This window comes from Lachnospira intestinalis (genome assembly GCF_040095895.1).
Classification (GTDB): domain Bacteria; phylum Bacillota; class Clostridia; order Lachnospirales; family Lachnospiraceae; genus Lachnospira; species Lachnospira intestinalis.
Genome location: NZ_JBBMFS010000001.1, coordinates 361,651 through 382,791, shown reverse-complemented (window position 1 = coordinate 382,791; position 21,141 = coordinate 361,651). Strand labels below are relative to the sequence as shown.

17 protein-coding genes and 1 other annotated feature are annotated in these 21,141 nt (G+C 41.1%); all 17 genes read right to left on the bottom strand.

Annotation, left to right across the window (positions count from 1 at the left end; all coding sequences use genetic code 11):
* Window positions 1-216: 216 nt before the first annotated feature.
* Complete coding sequence (locus WMO37_RS01870; protein ID WP_349154186.1) at window positions 217-2,199, bottom strand: oleate hydratase; 1,983 nt, start codon at window positions 2,197-2,199, stop codon at window positions 217-219.
* 119 nt (window positions 2,200-2,318) lie between these two features.
* Window positions 2,319-2,897 carry a TetR/AcrR family transcriptional regulator gene (locus WMO37_RS01865; RefSeq protein WP_227089641.1) on the bottom strand — a complete coding sequence of 193 codons (579 nt, stop codon included), beginning with the start codon at window positions 2,895-2,897 and terminating at the stop codon, window positions 2,319-2,321.
* 192 nt (window positions 2,898-3,089) lie between these two features.
* Entirely contained in the window at window positions 3,090-4,001 is a 912-nt protein-coding gene (gene nadA, locus WMO37_RS01860) for a quinolinate synthase NadA (protein WP_349154185.1), read from the bottom strand.
* Between the two features lie 18 nt (window positions 4,002-4,019).
* A complete protein-coding gene (gene cysK / locus WMO37_RS01855; RefSeq protein WP_227089639.1) occupies window positions 4,020-4,955 on the bottom strand; it encodes a cysteine synthase A in 936 nt (311 codons plus the stop codon).
* A 334-nt stretch (window positions 4,956-5,289) separates the two neighbouring features.
* Complete coding sequence (locus tag WMO37_RS01850; protein WP_349154184.1) at window positions 5,290-5,961, bottom strand: HAD hydrolase-like protein; 672 nt, start codon at window positions 5,959-5,961, stop codon at window positions 5,290-5,292.
* Window positions 5,962-5,963: 2 nt separating this feature from the next.
* Window positions 5,964-6,617, bottom strand: a complete 654-nt coding sequence (locus WMO37_RS01845) for an HAD family hydrolase (RefSeq protein ID WP_227089638.1) — start codon at window positions 6,615-6,617, stop codon at window positions 5,964-5,966.
* A gap of 17 nt (window positions 6,618-6,634) precedes the next feature.
* Window positions 6,635-7,834 carry a peptidyl-prolyl cis-trans isomerase gene (locus tag WMO37_RS01840; RefSeq protein ID WP_349154183.1) on the bottom strand — a complete coding sequence of 400 codons (1,200 nt, stop codon included), beginning with the start codon at window positions 7,832-7,834 and terminating at the stop codon, window positions 6,635-6,637.
* A 50-nt stretch (window positions 7,835-7,884) separates the two neighbouring features.
* Complete coding sequence (locus tag WMO37_RS01835) at window positions 7,885-9,822, bottom strand: NAD(+) synthase (protein WP_349154182.1); 1,938 nt, start codon at window positions 9,820-9,822, stop codon at window positions 7,885-7,887.
* Window positions 9,823-10,087: 265 nt separating this feature from the next.
* Window positions 10,088-10,387 (bottom strand): hypothetical protein, encoded by a 300-nt coding sequence (locus WMO37_RS01830; protein ID WP_022433277.1) that lies wholly within the window; start codon window positions 10,385-10,387, stop codon window positions 10,088-10,090.
* Window positions 10,388-10,443: 56 nt separating this feature from the next.
* Window positions 10,444-11,157, bottom strand: coding sequence for an ECF transporter S component (locus WMO37_RS01825; RefSeq protein ID WP_349154181.1), 714 nt, complete (start codon window positions 11,155-11,157; stop codon window positions 10,444-10,446).
* Entirely contained in the window at window positions 11,154-12,314 is a 1,161-nt protein-coding gene (locus WMO37_RS01820; protein ID WP_022433275.1) for a pyridoxal phosphate-dependent aminotransferase, read from the bottom strand. The genes WMO37_RS01825 and WMO37_RS01820 overlap by 4 nt, the downstream gene beginning before the upstream one ends.
* A 123-nt stretch (window positions 12,315-12,437) precedes the next feature.
* Window positions 12,438-12,809, bottom strand: a complete 372-nt coding sequence (locus tag WMO37_RS01815) for a PAS domain-containing protein (RefSeq protein WP_022433274.1) — start codon at window positions 12,807-12,809, stop codon at window positions 12,438-12,440.
* A gap of 76 nt (window positions 12,810-12,885) precedes the next feature.
* Entirely contained in the window at window positions 12,886-15,537 is a 2,652-nt protein-coding gene (locus tag WMO37_RS01810; RefSeq protein ID WP_349154180.1) for a valine--tRNA ligase, read from the bottom strand.
* Between the two features lie 63 nt (window positions 15,538-15,600).
* Window positions 15,601-15,880: a binding site (T-box leader), on the bottom strand.
* An 82-nt stretch (window positions 15,881-15,962) separates the two neighbouring features.
* Entirely contained in the window at window positions 15,963-16,532 is a 570-nt protein-coding gene (locus WMO37_RS01805; RefSeq protein WP_349154179.1) for a M48 family metallopeptidase, read from the bottom strand.
* 35 nt (window positions 16,533-16,567) lie between these two features.
* Window positions 16,568-17,575 carry a virulence RhuM family protein gene (locus WMO37_RS01800; RefSeq protein ID WP_349154178.1) on the bottom strand — a complete coding sequence of 336 codons (1,008 nt, stop codon included), beginning with the start codon at window positions 17,573-17,575 and terminating at the stop codon, window positions 16,568-16,570.
* Between the two features lie 21 nt (window positions 17,576-17,596).
* Window positions 17,597-17,914 (bottom strand): nucleotidyltransferase family protein, encoded by a 318-nt coding sequence (locus WMO37_RS01795; protein ID WP_349154177.1) that lies wholly within the window; start codon window positions 17,912-17,914, stop codon window positions 17,597-17,599.
* A 16-nt stretch (window positions 17,915-17,930) separates the two neighbouring features.
* A complete protein-coding gene (locus WMO37_RS01790) occupies window positions 17,931-21,137 on the bottom strand; it encodes a type I restriction endonuclease subunit R (RefSeq protein ID WP_349154176.1) in 3,207 nt (1,068 codons plus the stop codon).
* Between the last annotated feature and the right edge of the window lie 4 nt (window positions 21,138-21,141).

The window sequence follows — 21,141 nt, the reverse complement described above, 5'->3', positions numbered from 1 at the left end:
ATTTATCACATATTTTTATTATAATCCGCCGCTTTCTCTGTTGGTATCAAAAAATTTATGAAATTTATTAAAATTGTATGTCAATTCTTACCATTTTACATATGGTTTTTTCTGGAAATTTTTACAGAAAATGAAAGCTATCCACCTTAAATACGATATGCCGCAAAATATGCCAAAAAAGGGACCGGCACTTCATTTTGTGCCGGTCCCGTAAAATTACATATTATCTTTTAAAATATCGTGGTCACGCAGTAATTTTTCAATGACATTGCCTTTTACAAGCTTTAATAAAGGCTTCTTTAAGGCATTGAGTGGTCCAGGCAGCTGAATTTCAAGCGGAGATTTTCCGTCCATCAGCTTTACGGAGCTGTCAAGCAATTCACGGACATCGTAAACACTGCCCCATACTTCCGGTACGCCACGGTCAACACCGAGCAGTCCGTAAACCGCTTCCATTGCCGTTCTTACAGAATACTCTGTTGTAAATACAGTATCTCTTGGTGTATCCGCAAACTGTCCGAGGAATGCAAAGTTTACACAGCCGTCCGGAATAACGTCCGGTCTGTCTCCCTTGGTTCTTGGCATAAAGAATGCTGTAATATACGGCATCATTGTCGGTACGCAGACTGCACTGTTTTCAGCGAGGTCTTCGATTTCTTCAACCGGCACACCTAAGTGATACAGCCATTCTTCTGTGATTTCCTTACCGGTACACTCTTTCATCGGCTTTTTAACATAATCGCCCGGTACATCGGTAAACAGTCCATATACCCATACGCAGACCTTATCTTTATCCTGGTCCTTAAACTGTCCCTGTCTGTTAATCGTCCAGCTCAACAACCATTTAGAATCCTGACAGCTTACAATACCGCCTGTTACAACTTTTCCGCTCTTTGGGTCTCTCTTACAAATCTTTGTGATATATGGAATAATCTTATCATCAAGTGTTGTAACCGTTGCAGATTCCCAGTTCGTCTTTGCTACATCTGAACAGAACTTTTCAGGATGTCCGAATGACGGGTCCTGCTTTGCAATATTTTTCCAAAGGCTCCAGCAGCCGCTTGTGCGCACTTCTGCATCACCGTTTGGTGCATGGTTCTGGTCGCCGTAAATCGTTCCCTCCGTACAGCTTCCGTTTGTAACAAATACAAGGTCATTTTCAGTCAGGACAATGCCCTTTTCTACACCTTTTTCCTTACACTCAATCGCCGTTGCAATCTTTTTGCCGTCCTTATGCTCAAAAATAACATTTGTTACTTCTGTATTAAAACGGAATTCTACGCCGGCATCTTCCAGATATTTCTTCATCGGCAGAATCAGGGATTCATACTGATTGTATTTTGTAAATTTTAACGCACTGAAATCAGGCAGACCTGCGATATGATGAATAAAACGCTGAAAATACAGCTTCATTTCCAATGCACTGTGCCAGTTTTCAAATGCAAACATCGTTCTCCAGTATAACCAGAATGTCGAATCAAACACTTCGTCATCAAAAACATCTTCAATCGTCTTGTCGTATAAATCTTCGTCCTTGGTCATAAAGAGCTTCATAATTTCCATACAACCCTTCTGGCTTAAATTAAATTTGCCGTCTGTATGGGCATCCTGTCCACGGTTTACCGTTGCACGGCATAATGAATAGTTCGGGTCTTTTTTGTTGAGCCAGTAATATTCGTCCAGCACGGAAACGCCCGGTGTTTCAATTGATGGAATACTGCGGAATAAATCCCACAGGCACTCAAAATGATTTTCCATTTCACGGCCGCCGCGCATTACATAACCGCGGGAAGCATCGTAAATACCGTCACACGCACCGCCTGCAATGTCCATAGCTTCTAAAATGTGAATGTTTTTGCCCGGCATCTGTCCGTCACGTACAAGGAAACACGCCGCCGCAAGTGAAGCCAGCCCGCTGCCTACAAGGTATGCATGCTTATCGTCAACACCTTCCGGTTTTTCCGGACGGGCAAATGCTTCGTAGTTGCCGTTGCTGTAATAAATACCTTTGCTGTTTTTTTCATACTTACCGCGTTCTGTATTGCGGTACTCGTTTCGTTCCTGTGTTTCGTCTGCCTTTTTTCCTGTCTGTCCGTTTTTTGCCTGCTTGTTTTCACTCGCCTTTTTTGCATATAATGCGGCTGCTCCTGCGCCGACTACGATTGCAGATGCAACACCCAGTTTTGATTTTTTTGCCATAATGACTGCCACCTTTCTGAATTCTCTAAAATTTATTATGAACGTTCCTGATGGTTTTATCATAAAGAATCGGCAAATCTTTTTCAATTTACAAAATCGTAAATTTGATTAAATTTTTATCAAATGCGGAAAGTTGTAAGGTTTTTATTTGCAAAATTATGAATCGAATTAGTAATACTGCCGTCCAGCGTGGCGCTCATTCTGTCTGTAATCTCTGTGTAATCCTCTTTCATTCCCTTGCCAATCCAGTCAAGCATGACACCGACAAACCCATATTTGTAAAAATCAGCAATGAAACTTTTTTCTCCTTCGGTAATGTCAAGTCCTTTGGATTTTTCCTCCACGACACCCATAAGCAGATTGTGTGTCAGCATAAACAGATAATTTTCAATCTGTTCCCGGCTCAATGCATGATATGCGTTCATGATAAACGGCTTATTTTCAAGAACCGCTTCAAATATCTGTTTTAATCCTTCATGCCATGTGTCATACGTCTTTTTCCCCTGCAATGCCCTCGTTGCATCTTCCATGCAGGACCATTCTACCAAATCATAAATGTCCTTAAAATGATAATAAAATGCCATGCGGCTGATTCCGCAGTCGTCCGTCAAATCGCTGATTGTTATTTTATCCAGCGGCTTCTTTAAAAGCATCTGCTTGAGTGAATTTTCCAATGCACGTTTGGTTGTGTTTGACATAGCTGGCTCCTTTTGCATCATAATTTACTTTTTACACTCATTATAACAGAACTCCCCACAAAAATCACCCGCATTTTCCCCACCGTAAAAAACGATTCTAACCCCCACCCTTGCCAAAGCGTAAAAAACAGCCCGCATACACCCACCGGATATTTCCCCCGGCAGGCGCATACAGGCTGCTTTGCCACTTATTTACTTTGCCGCCAGCTCCAACATTCTCTTTAACGGCTTTGCGGCTGCCTCCAATACATCCTGCGGAACTTCAACGTATGGCTGCATTTTTTCAAGTGCTTCTTCGACACGCTCTAATGTCACTTTCTTCATATTCGGACAGAACTGTCTGTGTCCGACTGAATAAAATTTCTTTTCAGGGTTCTTCTGCTGTAACTCAAAGAACACACCCATTTCCGTGCAGATAATAAAACGGTCAGCATCACTCTTTGTCGCGTAATCAATAATTTCTGATGTACTGCCTACAAAATCCGAAAGTTCGATAACATCTTCCGTACATTCCGGGTGCGTAAGCACCAGTGCTTCCGGATGCGCTTCCTTTGCCGCCTTTACATTTTCTGCATGAATACTCTTATGTACATGACAAAAACCGTCATGGAAGATAAAATGCTTTTCCGGCAGCTGTTTTGCCACATATCTGCCTAAATTGTTATCCGGCACAAAAAAGATATTCTGCTCCGGAAGATTTTTTACAACCTTCACGGCATTGGATGATGTCACACAGACATCGGACACTGCCTTAATTTCTGCGGTTGAATTGACATAACAGACTACGGCAACGTCAGGATTTTCTTTTCTGACCTGTTCTATCTGTTCTACCGTAACCATATGTGCCATTGGGCAGTCTGCGTGGGCATCTGCCATTACCACGTTCTTTTCCGGATTTAAGATTTTGGCACTTTCGCCCATGAAGGATACACCGCAGAACAAAATATTCTGCTGTGTAACCTGTGTGGCAACCTTACTTAAATAAAACGAATCTCCTACATAATCCGCAATTTCCTGTACGGCACCGTCCACATAATAATGGACCAGAATGACAACATCTTTTTCCTTTTGCATTTTCTTTATTTTTTCAATTCTGTTTTCCATGAGTTTTCCTGCGGCTCCTTAGCGGTTAAATAACTGTGTTGATAAATATCTGTCACCTGAATCCGGTAATAATGCAACGATTGTCTTGCCCTTATTTTCCGGTCTTGCGGCTAAAATAGAAGCCGCCTTTAAAGCTGCACCTGATGAAATACCGACAAGAATACCTTCGCTGACTGCAAATCTTCTGCCCTCATCAAACGCATCTTCGTTTTCGATTGTGATGATTTCATCATATACATCTGTGTTTAACACTTCCGGAACAAAGCCTGCGCCGATTCCCTGAATCTTGTGAGGACCTGCTGTACCTGTTGAAAGTACCGGGCTGGATGCCGGTTCTACAGCAACAATCTTTACATCAGGATTCTGTGATTTTAAGTATTCGCCGACACCTGTGATTGTTCCGCCTGTACCGACACCTGCTACAAAAATGTCAACCTTGCCGTCTGTCTGTTCCCAGATTTCCGGTCCTGTTGTTGCCTTATGAGCCGCCGGATTTGCCTTATTGACAAACTGTCCTAAAATAACAGCACCCGGAATGGAATCTCTTAATTCTTCTGCCTTTGCGATAGCGCCCTTCATGCCCTTTGCGCCTTCTGTCAGCACAAGTTCGGCACCATAAGCCTTTAACAGGTTTCTTCTTTCTACACTCATAGTTTCTGGCAGTGTAAGGATTGCCTTATAACCCTTTGCTGCCGCAACAGCCGCAAGACCGATACCGGTATTACCTGATGTCGGTTCAATGATTGTTGCACCCGGCTTTAAAATACCGTTCTTTTCTGCATCTTCAATCATTGCCAGTGCGATACGGTCCTTTACGGAACCTGCCGGATTCAGATATTCCAGCTTTACTAAAACATCTGCCTGCTCTGCTCCAACGTTTTTTGCATATCTTGACGCTCTTAATAACGGTGTTTTTCCAACTAATTCTAATGCGCTTTCTGTTATTTTACCCATATCAATTTCCTCTCTTTTCTTATATCATATATGTTTAGTAGGATTACTGTGAATTAATAGTACCTCGAATATATCCATTTGTCAAGCAGTAATTTCTGTTTTTTATATTTTCTCCGTATCACGCAAAAACAGGACAGCAATCGTAGGTTGATTGCTGTCCTGTTATGCTGCTTCTGTTTCAATAATTTCAAAACCAGTAATTTTTATTACTGTCTTTTACAATGTAATCATAACATAGAAATTATGCTTTTGTAATTATCTACATATAAAAATTTTCAATAATGTATATACTATTATATGCACATTTTAAAAATAAATGTCTATTTTCAAGGCTTTACCCAAACACCTCCAGCAGTTCCTCCGGCGTTGCCACAATTTCATCTGCGCCTGCTTCTTCAAGTTCGCCCGGCTTTGCAAATCCAAAACGCACACCGACCGACTCAATCTTACACTTCTTTGCACCTTCAATATCATGCACGCGGTCGCCAATCATTACCGAATCGGCTTCAATTTCTGCCATGTCCTGCTCCGGGTGCTTTTGTGCAATGCGTCTTAACACTTCCGCAATGACATCTGCCTTGTACTTAAGTTCTCCGTTCATGCCACTGCCCACTTCAACCTCAAAATACTGTGCCAGATGGAAATGCTTTGTAATACGCAGTGCAAATTCTTCCGGCTTAGATGTTGCCAGCGCCATGACATAGCCGCGCTTCTTTAATTCCTCTAAAACTTCCGGGATTCCCGCAATCACTTCGTTTTCAAAAATTCCCGTGTCACGGAAACGCTCTCTGTACTTAGCCACACCGATTTGCGCCTGCTCTAAGCTTAAACCGTGATAACGCTGAAAGCTGTCGATTAACGGCGGTCCGATATAACACTCCAGCTTGTCTAAATCCGGTTCGTCAATGCCCAGTGATTTCAGTGCATACTGCACACATCTAGTAATGCCAAGCTTAGAATCGGTCAGTGTTCCGTCTAAGTCAAATAATAAATACTTCTTCTGCATTTCTACTCCAATTCTTCATATCCATAAATATATCTGTCACACAATTTTTTAATTTCTTCCTGCTCCTGCGCGGATGCCGCATCATACACGGCAACCGTATAAAATCCGCCTTTTTTTGCGCCCTGCACTGCCTTTAAAATGTCTTCAAACACGATACAGTGTGCCGTATCCGTCTGACAGCGTAAAGCTGCCAGTTCATAGACATCGGGATATCCCTTGCCACGCTCTACCTCATGCGTTTCCGTAAAGCTGTCAAACAAATCATAGATGCCGTTGCGTTTTAAGCATTTTTCAAACAGCGTATGCGTAGACGAGGTTGCCACCGTCAATTTCATGCCCTGTGCCTTTAATTTTCTTAAAAATGCACCGGCTCCCGGTTTTAACGTAATCACATTATCGTACTGCTCCTGTGCCATTTCATGCCACTCTGCTGCAATATCCTCTGCATTTTCATTCAGATGAAAGCGTTCAATGACATATTTTGAACCAGTAATAAAATTGTGGTTACGGATTTCCTGCATATAATCTGCCGGAACGGCGATTCCACGTTTTGCAAGAAAATCAATATCAATCTTTTCCCACACCCACGTAGAATCAAGCAGTGTTCCGTCCAAATCAAAAATTGCACACCGATAATTTCCCAAATCCAGTTTCACTTTGCCATAATCCTTTCTTATTCTGAAAGCATTTTAATTCTGTTTTTGATATTGTTTACACTCATATTGTCTGTGTAACCGGTAATCAGCTCGTTATACTTCTGCGAAAGAAGCTGGTTTGCAATCGTTGTATTGTTGCTTTCATCATAACTGCGGCTGATAAAATATGCCACAATGTAAGCTGAATTGTCTGTATCTTCAATGACCGTTACTTCACCGGCTTTTCTGTCCTGTGTAAATAACCAGTCTGCAAGCGATGAATTGGTTACGGAAGATTTTTTTGCACTCTTGCTTAAAGAAGCTGTTTCGTCTGCATATTTTTCCTTATCTTCATCGGTTGCGGCATACTGGGTACATGCCTGTGCAAAGGAAGCTTCATCTGTTACAGCCGCCGCCATGGCATCTGCTTTCGTCTTTGCCGCCGCCAGACTTGCCGTATCACCGGCTGTTTCTGCCGTAATTGTAAATGAGCGGTAATCTACCGTATCGTAGTTATCCTTATTTTCGGCATAATAAGCCGCTACTTCATCATCGGTTGCCGCCAGTGTTGTCTGTAATTCTTTCTGATAAGCCGCCGCTTTTAAATATTTCTCTACATACGGCTTAATACTGCTTTCTGTTGCATGACTGCCAAACAGCTCCTTATAGGCTTCCCCTACACTGATACTGTTGCTGTCTGCTTCGGATGCAATATTTTCAATAAAACTGTTATAATCATCTTCCAGCGTATTATATGTAAAACCGGCATCGTCCGCTGCCTTGTTTAACGCCTTAAATTCCTTGATTTTCGTAACTGCCGTATTGGCAAAATAGTCATACCATGTGTTATCTGATGAAGCGTATTTCTGGCTTGCATCGGATTTACCTGTATCATATCCCATATAAGATGTGAAATAAGATGCGTATGTCATTGTGCCGTATAAAGAAGAATTTAACAAATCTGATTTTGCCACGCCGTAGTAAAAGTCAAATTCAATCTGGCTGACCGGTGTGTTATCGACTTCGATAAATTTCTTATGCACCTTTGTATAATTGGATACCGCAACACACACTGCTATCACGATAATTGCCGCTGCCGCCGCAATGCAGGCAAATACGGCTATTTTTTTATCCCGCTCTGCCTTGCGCTGTGCTTCTTTTCGTTTCTGTACTTTCTTGTCATACTTGGTCACTACTTTTTGTTCCTGCTGGTTTTGTGGCCGGTTGTTCTTTGCCATTTTTCATGTCCTCCATTCATGCGGTCTTCTGCCGCTCTTTTCATAGTAAATTAAAAATGATATTCTTCCCGGATATCATCTAACTGCTTTATCCATAACTGCACCGCCGCATCACTTGGCATACGCAAATCACCTCTCGGCGAAACGGCGACACTGCCCACCTTTGGACCGTCCGGCAGACACGAGCGTTTAAACTGCTGTGCAAAAAAGCGCCATACAAATGTCCGAAGCCACTTATAAATTACCTCCGGCGCATATTCACCGTCAAATGCAATCTTTGCAATACGGAACAGCTTCTTAGGCTGTACCCCGAAACGCAGCATATGATACAGATAAAAGTCATGTAATTCATACGGACCGACTAAATCTTCGGTCTTCTGCGCAATCGTTCCATCTTCCTGCGGCGGAAGCAGTTCCGGACTGACCGGTGTGTCTAAAATATCAAGCAATGTATCAGACAATTCCTTATCCTTACAGTTATCCGCATAATACCGTACCAAATGACGCACAAGTGTCTTTGGAATTGAAACATTGACACCGTACATCGACATATGGTCGCCGTTATATGTTGCCCAGCCGAGTGCCAGCTCGGACATATCGCCGGTTCCGATAACCATGCCGTTTGTCTGGTTTGCAATGTCCATTAAAATCTGTGTACGCTCTCTTGCCTGTCCGTTTTCATAGGTTACATTGTGCAGGCTCTCATCGTGTCCGATATCCGCAAAATGCTGATGTACCGCCGCTTTGATATTAATTTCACGAAGTGTACAGGACAGTCTTTTCGTCAATGTCACTGCATTGCCATACGTTCTGTCTGTTGTACCGAAGCACGGCATTGTCACGCACGTAATACCGCTTCTGTCCAGCCCCAGCAAATCAAATGCACGTACGGTTACAAGCAGTGCCAGTGTGGAATCCAGTCCGCCGGAAATACCGATAACGGCACTCTTGCATTTTGTATGCTCCAGACGTTTTTTCAGTCCGTATGTCTGAATATCTAAAATTTCCTCACATCGGCTGTTACGTTCCGCTATATCTGACGGCACAAACGGCGCTTTGTCAAAACACCGGATTAAATCCAAATCCTCCACGACCGTTTCAAATTCCGTCACCGTATAGCCGGAACAGTCTGTATCCACCGTAAATGTAGACATTCTTCTTCTTTCAAATGCAATTCTTTCCAAATCAATATCGGCATACACATTCTGATTGGCAAATTTCTCTGCCTCTGAAAGCAGTGTGCCGTTTTCCGCTATCAGGTTGTGTCCGCTAAAGACAATATCCTGCGTGGATTCGCCCTCGCCTGCACTCGAATAAATGTAGGCACTCACCAGTCTTGCCGACTCGCCCTTTACCAGTTCCCTGCGGTAGGATGCCTTGCCAATCGTTTCATTGCTGGCAGAACAGTTTACAAGCACCGTTGCGCCATGCATGGCATGTGCCGTTACCGGCGGATTCGGTGTCCATAAATCCTCACAGATTTCTGCCGCAATTACAAAATTCTTCATATTTTTGCATACAAATAACTGATTCATGCCAAACGGAACACGCTGTCCCGATATTTCAACCGTTACACACGTTTCAAAGCCCGGTGTAAACTGTCTTCTTTCATAAAATTCACCGTAGTTTGGCAGGAATTTCTTCGGCACAAGCCCCAATAATTTTCCGCCACAGAAAACTGCCGCCACATTGTAGAGTTTTCCCGCATAAGTAAACGGAAGTCCGACTACATTGACCATGCCCGGCATTTCTTTCGATGATGCAACCAGTTTTTCCAAGCCCTCTAATGCACCGTTTATCAATACTTCCTGTAAAAATAAATCATTGCAGGTATATCCCGTCAGACACATTTCCGGAAATACGGCAACCTTCGCCTTTTTTGCAAATGCCTCCTTCATGCCTTCTAATACCTGCTGTGTATTATATTCGCAGTCCGCCACCCGGATAACCGGTGTCAGCGCCGCTGCTCTTACATATCCATGCTTCATAAAGCACCTTCCTCATTTCTGCAATCCTATATTCGCTGTCTGTTCATGCCGCACAGCACTTCCTTCCGATTTTCTCCGGTACGGCGCACGACATGCTCACAGTATATCATATCTCATGCCCTGATGTCTACAAATCCGCACCGCCTGTCCAGCACCAAAACTGTTCTGACACTAAAATCACAATGATAAGTGCCATGTTCCCAACGGCAAAAGACATGAGCTTTACGAAAAACTCATGTCTTTTACAACTCGTCTATAATACTGCCTATCTTGGCATTGTCTGTTCCAGTGTGGAATCGGTCATCTGCTCCTCGGCATTTCCGCTAAACAAATCCTCCACACCGCGTCCGGCATCTTCTAAAATTGTACCGGCTTCCGTAACCGCATCCTTCACACCGGTTGCCGCATCAGTTACAATTTCTTCAATCACACCGGTTGACTCATGGTTGTTTCCTGAATCAGTATTACTCCCGGTTTCTTCATTTTTTTCATTTCCGCACGCCACAAGTACGCCCATACTCAGTACAAGCAGTAACCCGACCAGTGCCAGTTTACATTTTTTCATAAGAACCTCCACACGTTAAAAGATTTCTTCTACAGTATGGACATCTTTTTGAAAATTTATACCGTTTCCTTTAAATGTCTGCTTAAATATTTGTACAAAACAAATGTCACTACGCCGTCAATCACTGATTTTATCAAATTAAACGGTGCAACTGCCAGTGCGACAAACGAAAAAAGATTGTGGATTGAACCGTTAATCTTACTGCCCATTTCAATAAACGCCGAAACCGGCATACCGTATAACTGCGAATATTTCGGCAGCAGATAAAAGGCATTTAACAGTGTTCCGCTGATAATTAAAATAACACCGCCTGCTATCAGTGATACAACCGCCATTTTTTTCGTTTTATGTAAATGATAAATCACTGCCGCCGGTACAACATACGCACAGCCTAAGATGAAATTTGCAAAATCCCCGACAAATGCCGTGGTCGTTCCTTTCAGACACATATGCAGTAACACTTTGACGGCTTCAATAATGACACCCGCACACGGTCCTAATAAAAATGAACCGATTAAAACCGGAACTTCACTGAAATCCAGCTTATAAAATCCCGGCGCTAAAAATACCAGCGGGAAATCAAAATACATCAATACCACTGCCACCGCAGAAAGCATTGCCATAATCACCAGCTTGTTGACCTTCGTCTTTTCCGATGAAAATTTGACATGAGTTTTCTTTTCAATCAGCCTCTCACAGCCAAATGCCACAAAATATGCCATCACAACCATGATTAACGATATCACAATAAAATATACGGTATCTTTCATAACCACGCTCCTACTGCTTCTACAGCCTTTTTAATTTCTTCCGGCGGAAGTACCAACGCAAAACGCACATGACCTTCGCCCTCGCTTCCGAATGCACTGCCCGGCGTGCAAAGCACCCCTGTATTTTCCAGTAAATCCATGCAGAACTTTTCTGATGAGGTATATCCCTTTGGAAGCGGCGCCCATACAAACATCGTACCTTCTGAATACGGAACCTGCCAGCCGATGCCGTTTAAACCGCCGCACAGCGCATCCCTGCGCTCTTCATAAGCCGCACACTGCTTTCTTACTCCGTCCTGTGGACCTGTCAGTGCAGCAACAGCCGCCTTCTGCACAATAAAGCTCGTTCCGTAGTCAAACTGTGAACGGACTGTCTTAAACTTCTGAATCAGCTCTTTATTTCCCAATGCAAAGGAAATGCGGATTCCCGTCAGATTATAGGTCTTTGACAGCGAATTAAATTCAATGCCGACCTCTTTAGCTCCCGGCACGGAAAGGAATGAAAATCCCGTTCTGCCGTCATATTCAATCTCTGAATACGCATTATCATGAATAATTGCAATATTATACTTCTTTGCAAATGCAATAATCTTTTCGTAATCTGCCTTTTCAATGCAGGTGCAGGTCGGATTGAGCGGATAAGAAACCACCATCATCTTTGCTTTTTTTGCAAGTTCCTCCGGAATCTTATCCAATGCCGGTGCGTAATGGTTTGTCTTATCTAACTCATAATACGCAATCTTCGCATCGTTTAAAAAAGGACCCGCTTCAAATACCGGATAGCCGGGATTCGGCACTAAAACCACATCACCGGGGTCGCACAGTGTCAGTGCGACATGGGCAAAGCCCTCCTGCGAGCCTGCCAGTGATAAAATCTCATCATCCTGCAAGGTAACACCGTAGCGGTTCTGATACCAGCCCTCTACAGCCGATAACAGCTCCCCGGTATCTCCCAGCGAATACTTGTATTCCTCCGGATTTTTTGCCGCTTCACTGACTACGTCCAATACATGCTGTGCCGGCGGAAAGTCCGGTGTTCCTACAGACATATTGTATATCTTTTTTCCACTTTCTATGAGCGCCTGTCTTTTTTCATTTAAAATGTTAAAAATATTGGGCTGAAAGCTTTCCGCTCTTTTAGAAAACTGAAATTCCATAATCTTATCTCCATTCCTACAATCATTTTCCTCAAAAACCAATTATCCAACATCAAGCAAAGCTTGATGTGTGAAAAATGCCGCACGGAAACTTTTAAAAATTTCCGTGCAGCCTGTTATTTTTTATTTTGTTTCAGGAAAATGTGTGTAATCCGTAATATCCGCAACACTGACTTCCAGTACGCGGTGACCGTTTAACAGCTTGTTCTGAATTGTGAAAAATGCAACAATCATGCGGATTTCTCCGGTCTTTGATACAACCTCATGACGATAGCAGGCATATTTTTTCTCAATAAACTGCTCTCTTAATTCTGCAATAATTTCACTGTATTCTAAATCCGGTACAAACTGCTTAAATACCAGACCATTCTTTACATCGTCTTCTGTGTAGCCTAACAGCTTTGTAAATCCGTCATCGATTTTAATAATCTTACCGCTGCGCATTTCTGTTGAAAACTGTGCATATGGAATTGCATGCATCTTTTTTGCTGACATAACAACCTCTTTTCTGCCGTTTGCACGGCGTTTGCTTATACTTTCAGTAACTATTTTTAGTATATCAGCCGTATGCTTATTTGACAAGTGTCTTTAAACGTTCCTGTACCTGTGCAAGCATCTGTGTATACTTTTCAAGCTTTGCTTTTTCTTCGTCAATCTTTGCCTGTGGTGCTTTGGATGTAAACTTCTCATTGTTTAACATACCGTTACATCTTGCGATTTCACCGTTTAACTTCTTTTCTTCCTTCTGTAAACGTTCAATCTCTTTGTCGATGTCTACAAGCTCTGCAAACGGAATGTAGATAACTGCATCCGGGATAACCGTTGATACGGCATCATCCGGGATTCCGCTCTTATCCTGCTGAATAACCACTTCACTGGCATAACCGAGTGTTGCAAAGAAGACTTTACCGTTTTCAAAAATATCACGAATCTTCGCATCTTCGGATACAACAAATACCTTTGCCTTACGGCTCGGTGCAACATTCATTTCCGCACGGACATTTCTGATATTACGTACTGCCTGCTTAATGGTTTCGATTGCATTTTCATCTTCCGCAAAATTAAATGCTTCTGAATATACCGGCCATGCAGAAATCATAATAGATTCTTCTTCGTCCTGAATATTGCAGAAAATTTCTTCCGTAATAAACGGCATATATGGATGAAGCAGCTTTAATGCATCAATCAGTACCTTCTTTAATGTCCAGATAGCCGCTTTCTTTGTGGTATCTTCGTCATTGTACAGACGTGGTTTTACCATTTCGATATACCAGTCGCAGAATTCTTCCCAGATAAAATCATTTAACTTTGCAACAGCAATACCGAGTTCGTATTTCTCCATATTATCTGTTACTTCCTGAATTAAATTGTTCATTTTAGAAAGAATCCACTTATCTGCCGCCGTTAAATTCTCCGGCTGTGCATCGGTTGCCTTTACTTTATTATCCGGGTCATTCATCATAATGAAACGGGAAGCATTCCATACTTTATTTGCAAAGTTACGGCTCGCTTCAACTCTTTCCCAGTAGAAACGCATATCGTTACCCGGTGCATTTCCTGTAATCAGTGTGTAACGGAGTGCATCTGCACCGTACTTATCAATAACTTCCAGCGGGTCAATACCGTTTCCTAAAGACTTACTCATCTTTCTGCCCTGTGAATCTCTTACAAGACCGTGGAATAATACCTTGCCAAACGGCTTTTCACCCATATGTTCATAGCCTGAGAAAATCATACGGATTACCCAGAAGAAAATAATATCGTAACCGGTTACAAGTACATCTGTCGGATAGAAATATTCCAGCTCCGGTGTCTTATCCGGCCAGCCCAGTGTTGAGAACGGCCACAATGCAGATGAGAACCATGTATCCAGTGTATCCGGGTCCTGCTCTACATTTTTACTGCCGCACTTCGGGCAGGAGCATACTGCTTCTCTTGAAACTGTCATCTCGCCGCAGTCCTTGCAATAATATGCCGGGATTCTGTGTCCCCACCAGAGCTGTCTTGAAATACACCAGTCCCTGATATTGTCTGTCCAGTTAAAATAAGTCTTGTCCATAGAAGCCGGCATTAATTCGATGTCGCCGTTCTTTACGCCCTCTACGGCAGGCTTAATCAGCTCGTCCATTTTAACGAACCACTGCTGTTTAATCATCGGTTCAACCGTTGTCTTACATCTGTCGTGTGTACCTACATTGTGTACATGGTCTTCTACACGAACCAGTAAGCCCTGTGCGTCCAGGTCTGCCACCATGGCTTTTCTGGCTTCATATCTGTCCATGCCTGCGTACTTGCCGCCGAGATTATTAATGGTTGCATCATCATTTAAAATGTTAATCTCCGGAAGGTTGTGGCGCTTACCGACTTCAAAGTCGTTCGGGTCATGTGCCGGTGTAATCTTTACGACACCTGTACCAAATTCCATATCAACATATTCATCTGCAATAATCGGAATCTGTCTGTCTGTTAAAGGCAGTTCAACCATTTTGCCGACTAAATCCTTGTAACGGTCATCGTTTGGATTTACAGCCAGCGCACTGTCGCCGAGCAGTGTTTCCGGTCTGGTCGTTGCGATTTCAACAAATCTGCCTTCTTCGCCAACTACCGGATAATTGATGTGCCAGAAATGTCCTGCCTGTTCCTCATGTTCTACTTCTGCATCGGAAATGGAAGTATTACATACCGGACACCAGTTGACAATACGGGAACCCTTGTAAATGAGTCCTTTTTCGTATAATTTGATAAATACTTCCTGTACTGCCTTTGAACAGCCCTCGTCCATGGTAAAACGTTCTCTGTCCCAGTCGCAGGAAGAACCGATTTTTCTTAACTGGCTTGTAATCGTACCGCCGTATTCTTTTTTCCATTCCCATGTTCTTTTTAAGAAGCCCTCTCTGCCAAGTTCATGCTTATCAATTCCTTCATCTTTTAAGGCATTGGTAACCTTTACTTCTGTAGAAATACTTGCATGGTCTGTTCCCGGAACCCAGAGTGCTTCATATCCCTGCATTCTCTTAAAACGAATGAGGATATCCTGCATCGTGTTATCGAGTGCATGTCCCATATGCAACTTACCTGTAATGTTTGGAGGCGGCATAACAATTGTAAATGGTTTCTTGTCACGGTTTACTTCAGCATGGAAATACTTCTTATCCAGCCATTTCTGATACAGTCTTTCCTCAATTTCGGAAGGATTGTAATTTTTCTCTAATTCTTTGCTCATGGGTTAAAATCCTTTCTTTGTAACTTTTTACAAAAAACGCCCTTTACAGCGTCTTTCGTTGCTGCAAAGGGCGTATATAACGCGGTACCACCTTTGTTCAATCATGCGGCTGTTTCTGATATAACACCTACTATTATATAGAAGAAACGCATAATCCTCATTCTCCTTTAACGCAGGATACGTCACTACCTACTTTCCAGACCATGCCGCTTGTGCCGTCTGTGTTCAGCTGTGCTGCTCCAAAGCTACCTTCAACAGTTCTGATCCGAAACCACCTTCCAGCCCGTGAATGGTTCTCTCTTGCGGCAGAAGCCTGTCTACTCCTCTTTTTCCTCGCATTTATCTCATTGCTTTCTATCATAATATGAAGTTTAAAAAAATGCAAGCAAATCGGGGAAAAAATAAAATTATTTGTTTTCTATTGCTCAGATTACAATCCGCTTTAAAGCCTGCCTGCGCACTTTATAATCCGGCAGAACCTTTTCCACCTCTGCCCAGAATAACTTAGAATGATTCATCTGCCGCCTATGCGCCAGTTCATGCACAATGACATAATCCCGAAGTTCCTCCGGCAGAAAAAAAAGCCTGTAATTAAAATTCAAATTTCCCTTACTGCTACAGCTTCCCCATCGTGTCTGCTGGTTGCGGATTGTGATTCTTCCATAGGTAACGCCCATCTGCCCTGCATATTTTTTTGTCTTTGTATCAAATTCCAGCTTCATCTGTTCTATCTGGTTTTGTGTGAGTTCCTGTGGTGCCGGAATCCGGTAAGCCGACTTTTGCTGCTGTCGCTGCTTATCTTCGGACAGCTTTTTTATAATCCAGTCTGTGTGCTTTGCCACGAAACGCTCGGCTTCCCGCTCCGGCAGTCGGTCCGGCACACGCACCGTCACCTTCCCGTTCCGCACCTCAAGCCCCAGTGTCCTGCGGGCGGAGTGGATGATTGTGTAGGATATGGGTGGGGTGGTGTCTGGAATGTAGTGGGTGGTGGTCATAGGGTTACCTTTCCTCAATTCTATTTTTGTTTTATCTAACTTTCCATATTTTTCATCAATTTATCAAAATCGCTTTCATAAAGAGAATCTTGTATTACTCTGTATTTTTCAAATTCACTTTCTGCAAACTCTTTTGCTATCGCGGCAGTTATTTTTCCTTTATCCTGCAATACTTCTGCATCATTAAATCTTAAAAACGCATCCAGTTTTGTCTTCCAATCTTCCATTGTCATCGGAATATGTCTTCTTGCCTGTCTGGTTGCATAATCAAGATACATTGTTACAATCTCATTTAATTCTGCAAGTTCTTCTTTTTGCAAATAGTTTTTGGCAGCCGTTACGTCCGTCTTCACGATTTTTCCGTCTGGCGCATTTTTCCATGATGTAAGTCCCATATGTTCTTTATTGTGGTTTGCCCTGGCAACTATCACCTCTGCCGCCGTATTGCCATGAACAGCATAATGCATTTTATTTTGTACTGTTGCATAAAATTCTCTAGTCACCTGCGAGTTTTTATCATAATCAACCGCTGTTGCATAAATATCTGTAATTTTCTGATAAAATCTTCTTTCACTTGCCCTGATTTCCTGAATTTCAGCAATAAGATGTTCAAAGTAATCCTCATCAAAAATCTGTCCGTTAATCAATCTGCTTTTATCCAGCACATATCCCTGCTTTGTAAATGTTTCAAGTACCTTTGTTGCCCATGTTCTAAACTGAACAGCCCGCTCAGAATTAATACGATATCCAACTGCAATAATAGCTGCCAAAGAATAAAACTTGTATTGGTATGTTTTTCCATCGTCAGCAGTTTGTGCAAATTTTGCACAAACTGAATTTTCATCCAATTCTTTTTCTTCAAAAACATTCTTTAAATGCTTCGTAACAACACTTCTGTCTACATCAAAAAGCTGCGATATAGCTTTTTGTGTCAGCCATACATCATGATTCTGTACTCTGACTTCTATTCCGTCTTCTCCTGCATCACGGGTAAATACAAGAAAATCAACTGTACTATTTCTTATTTGTAATTCTTTCCCCATAAAACTGTCCTTTCTATAGTTTCAAACTTCTTCATAAATAATAACCCCGTCCCTTTCTATTTCCTGCAACAAATCTTTCGATATATTTTTCCTGTCCATGTCAATAACATCAAACATTAATAATGTATTGACCTCCTCCTCAATATCAAAATAAAACTCTGTAACATCAGAACAGCCATATACCGCTAAATCTATATCACTCTTTTCACGATTCGTTCTTCTTGCCCTTGAACCAAATAATACAACCTTTTTCATCTGATATTTCTTTGCATATTCTTGTATTTCTTTAAATATCTTTAATTCTCTTTCTGTAAATGCTGTTTCATCTAATTCTCTCATTATTAACCACTATCTTTCAAGAATTATTTTTGCCATACCTGGTTTGTGATTCTGCTGCTAATATATTTTCATCTGTCATATTCTCATATGACACTGAATAATTACTATAACTTACAACATTGCTCTCATCCTTCTCCAAGTCATTATTATCTGTCCACAACTCACACTGTGTCATAACAGTCTGCACGGCATCATCCATTCCTTCCGGTGGATATTTATGTTTTTTTAGAAGTTTTTTAATCATCATTCTCATTCTCGCTCGTGCTGAATCTCTCTTTTGCCAATCAATAGTACGATTTTTACGTAAAGTATCAGCAAGTTCTTTAGTTATTGCAATCAATTCTTCATTTTCATAAAAATCTTTAATTGCCTGTGGTTTTGTAAGTGCATCATAAAAAGCCAGTTCATCTGCTGTTAATCCAAGTTTATCGCCCTCTTTTTGCGCTGCTGCAATTTGCTTTGCAAGGTTTAGAAGTTCTTCTATTACCTGTTCATTTGTCAACATACCATTAAGATAACGATTCATTGTCTCTTGTATAATCACGCTAAATTTTTCCGATTTAACAACATTTGTTCTTCTATATATCTGAACCTGCTCTGCAATTAATTTTTTCAGCAATTCTACTGCAAGATTTTTCTCCTTCATTTTAGATATTTCTTCAAGGAACTTAGTATCAAATAATGAAAAGTTCTGTGAAACATCCGAAAACAAATTAATCACGCCTTCACTTTTAATACTTGCTTTGAGTAATTCGTTAATTCTGGCATTCATTTCCGGAAGGGATATCTTCTTACCATTTCCTTGATTCATAAGCCGCATTACAAGCACTCTTACAGATTCAAAAAAAGCTGCTTCCACTCGTAATGATTCTTCAACCATTGAAGAACAAAGCGATAATGCCTGTCTTAAAAGCAATGCTTCTTTTAAAAATTCTGTCTTATCCTCTTGTTTATGAATGTCGACAATAAAATTAACACCGCCACTAATTACTTTAGAGCGTTCCAAATCCGTACCTGTCATAAATTTAGAATAATTATATCCATGGAAAAAATCCTGACAAATTGATAGCTTTTCTATAAATTTTGGATATGCCGCCTTTGCAACATCCGTATCTCCATAATTTTTCTTATCTCTTGAAGTATAATCATTCATTGCATCTTTTAATGCAGAAGCAATACCTACATAATCAACAACCAATCCACCTTCTTTATCTTTAAAAACACGATTAACTCTTGCAATCGCCTGCATAAGATTATATCCTTTCATCGGCTTGTATACATACATTGTTGCCAATGACGGAACATCAAAACCTGTCAACCACATATCTACTACAATCGCAATCTTAAACGGACTTTTATTATCTTTAAACTTTTTAGCCATTTCTTCTCTATAACGTTTGTTGCCAATAATTGCTTTCCACTCTTCCGGGTCTTTATTGCTATCCGTCATAATTACTCCGACTTTTTCTGTCCATGTTGGTCTAAGTTCTAATATTTTCTTATATATTTTCATTGCAATAGTTCTAGAATAAGCAACTATCATTGCCTTACCCGTAAGAAGATTTTCTCTATTGTTCTCATAATGGTCTAAAATATCCTCTACCAATGAATTAATTGTCTTATCATTTCCAAGTATTGCCTCCATTTGACCTAGTTGCTTCTTACTCTTTTCTATAACCTCGGCATCTGCATTTTCAGCCATTAAATCATATTCTGCATCAATTAATTTAAGCGTTGCTTCATCAAGTTTCAATTTGATAACTCTGCTTTCATAGTAAACAGGTCTTGTTGCACCGTCTTCGACTGCCTGTGTCATATCATAAATATCAATATAATCGCCAAAAACTTCTCTTGTACTTCTGTCTTTCATAGATATAGGTGTCCCTGTAAAACCTACATATGTAGCATTAGGAAGGCAGTTTCTAATAATCCGGGCAGTTCCGGTAACTATCTTAGCCTCTTTATCACCGTCTTTATTTTCTACTATCTTAACTTTTTCTTTCAAACCATATTGTCCACGATGCGCCTCATCTGCCATTACAATAATATTGTGTCTTTCAGACAATGGCTCATCTGATTCTTCAAATTTTTGCATAGTAGTAAATATAATTCCGTTTGCTTTTCTCCCATTCAGCCAGTCTTTCAGTCCTATATCTTCTTTAGATGCATTCACACCTAATTTTCTACAAGTAGCATGAACCGGTACTTGCCTTAAAAACGAACTACATTTTGTAAATTGTCCAAATAACTGGTCATCTAAATCATTTCTATCTGTAATTACAACGATTGTCGGACTATCCAATGCCTCTTGCAGCAAATGCGCATAAAATACCATAGACAATGATTTTCCTGAACCTTGTGTATGCCAAAAAACGCCGCCTTTACCATCCGTATTTACCGCTTTCTTTGCCATTTCTACAGCTTTTTTTACTGCAAAATACTGATGATACCCTGCAAGTATCTTATACTTTTCCAATCCCTCATTCGAAAAACAGATAAAATTTTTGATAATATCAAGCAGTCTTGTTTTGTCAAACATTCCTTCAAAAAATGTATCAAACTGCGCATGTTGTGTATTTTCATAATTACCGTCCTTCGTCTTCCACTCCATAAAACGGTCTTCATCTGAAGTAATTGTACCTGCTTTAGATGTTAAGTGGTCACTAATGACACAAATGCAATTATAAATAAACATCGAAGGAATCTCATGTATATAATTCCGTATCTGAGTATATCCCTCTGATGCATCCGTTTCCTCTCGTGAAGGTGATTTCAATTCAACAAGAACAAGCGGCAGCCCATTGACAAATAAAATGATATCTGGTCTCTTATTGCTATTTTCAACAAATGTCCACTGATTGGCTATAATAAAAGAATTATTATCTATATTTTTATAATCTACAATATATGCAAGAGAAGAACACTGCTCCCCGCCAGCAGTATACCTTACCGGTATTCCATGTTGTAAGTAATCCATAAACACTTCGTTTTTCTGCACAATATCTCCTGCTTCATAATTCTGCAATTTGTACATTGCATCAGAAACAGCCTTCTCCGGAAGAGAAGGATTTAAGCTGTGAATATGTTCGATAAGCACATCATTATATAACGGACTATAAAAATCTCTCTCTATATTCGGTCCATATACATGCTGATATCCCATATTTTCAAATAATTCTATTATTGAATTCTCGTAATTTGCCTCTGTAAATGTTGTGGACATATGT

Coding starts and splice junctions, on each gene's coding strand:
- WMO37_RS01870 (WP_349154186.1), bottom strand. CDS start 2,199: ATGGCAAAAAAATCAAAACTGGGTGTTGCATCTGCAATCGTAGTCGGC.
- WMO37_RS01865 (WP_227089641.1), bottom strand. CDS start 2,897: ATGTCAAACACAACCAAACGTGCATTGGAAAATTCACTCAAGCAGATG.
- nadA (WP_349154185.1), bottom strand. CDS start 4,001: ATGGAAAACAGAATTGAAAAAATAAAGAAAATGCAAAAGGAAAAAGAT.
- cysK (WP_227089639.1), bottom strand. CDS start 4,955: ATGGGTAAAATAACAGAAAGCGCATTAGAATTAGTTGGAAAAACACCG.
- WMO37_RS01850 (WP_349154184.1), bottom strand. CDS start 5,961: ATGCAGAAGAAGTATTTATTATTTGACTTAGACGGAACACTGACCGAT.
- WMO37_RS01840 (WP_349154183.1), bottom strand. CDS start 7,834: ATGGCAAAGAACAACCGGCCACAAAACCAGCAGGAACAAAAAGTAGTG.
- WMO37_RS01835 (WP_349154182.1), bottom strand. CDS start 9,822: ATGAAGCATGGATATGTAAGAGCAGCGGCGCTGACACCGGTTATCCGG.
- WMO37_RS01830 (WP_022433277.1), bottom strand. CDS start 10,387: ATGAAAAAATGTAAACTGGCACTGGTCGGGTTACTGCTTGTACTGAGT.
- WMO37_RS01825 (WP_349154181.1), bottom strand. CDS start 11,157: ATGAAAGATACCGTATATTTTATTGTGATATCGTTAATCATGGTTGTG.
- WMO37_RS01820 (WP_022433275.1), bottom strand. CDS start 12,314: ATGGAATTTCAGTTTTCTAAAAGAGCGGAAAGCTTTCAGCCCAATATT.
- WMO37_RS01815 (WP_022433274.1), bottom strand. CDS start 12,809: ATGTCAGCAAAAAAGATGCATGCAATTCCATATGCACAGTTTTCAACA.
- WMO37_RS01810 (WP_349154180.1), bottom strand. CDS start 15,537: ATGAGCAAAGAATTAGAGAAAAATTACAATCCTTCCGAAATTGAGGAA.
- WMO37_RS01805 (WP_349154179.1), bottom strand. CDS start 16,532: ATGACCACCACCCACTACATTCCAGACACCACCCCACCCATATCCTAC.
- WMO37_RS01800 (WP_349154178.1), bottom strand. CDS start 17,575: ATGGGGAAAGAATTACAAATAAGAAATAGTACAGTTGATTTTCTTGTA.
- WMO37_RS01795 (WP_349154177.1), bottom strand. CDS start 17,914: ATGAGAGAATTAGATGAAACAGCATTTACAGAAAGAGAATTAAAGATA.
- WMO37_RS01790 (WP_349154176.1), bottom strand. CDS start 21,137: ATGTCCACAACATTTACAGAGGCAAATTACGAGAATTCAATAATAGAA.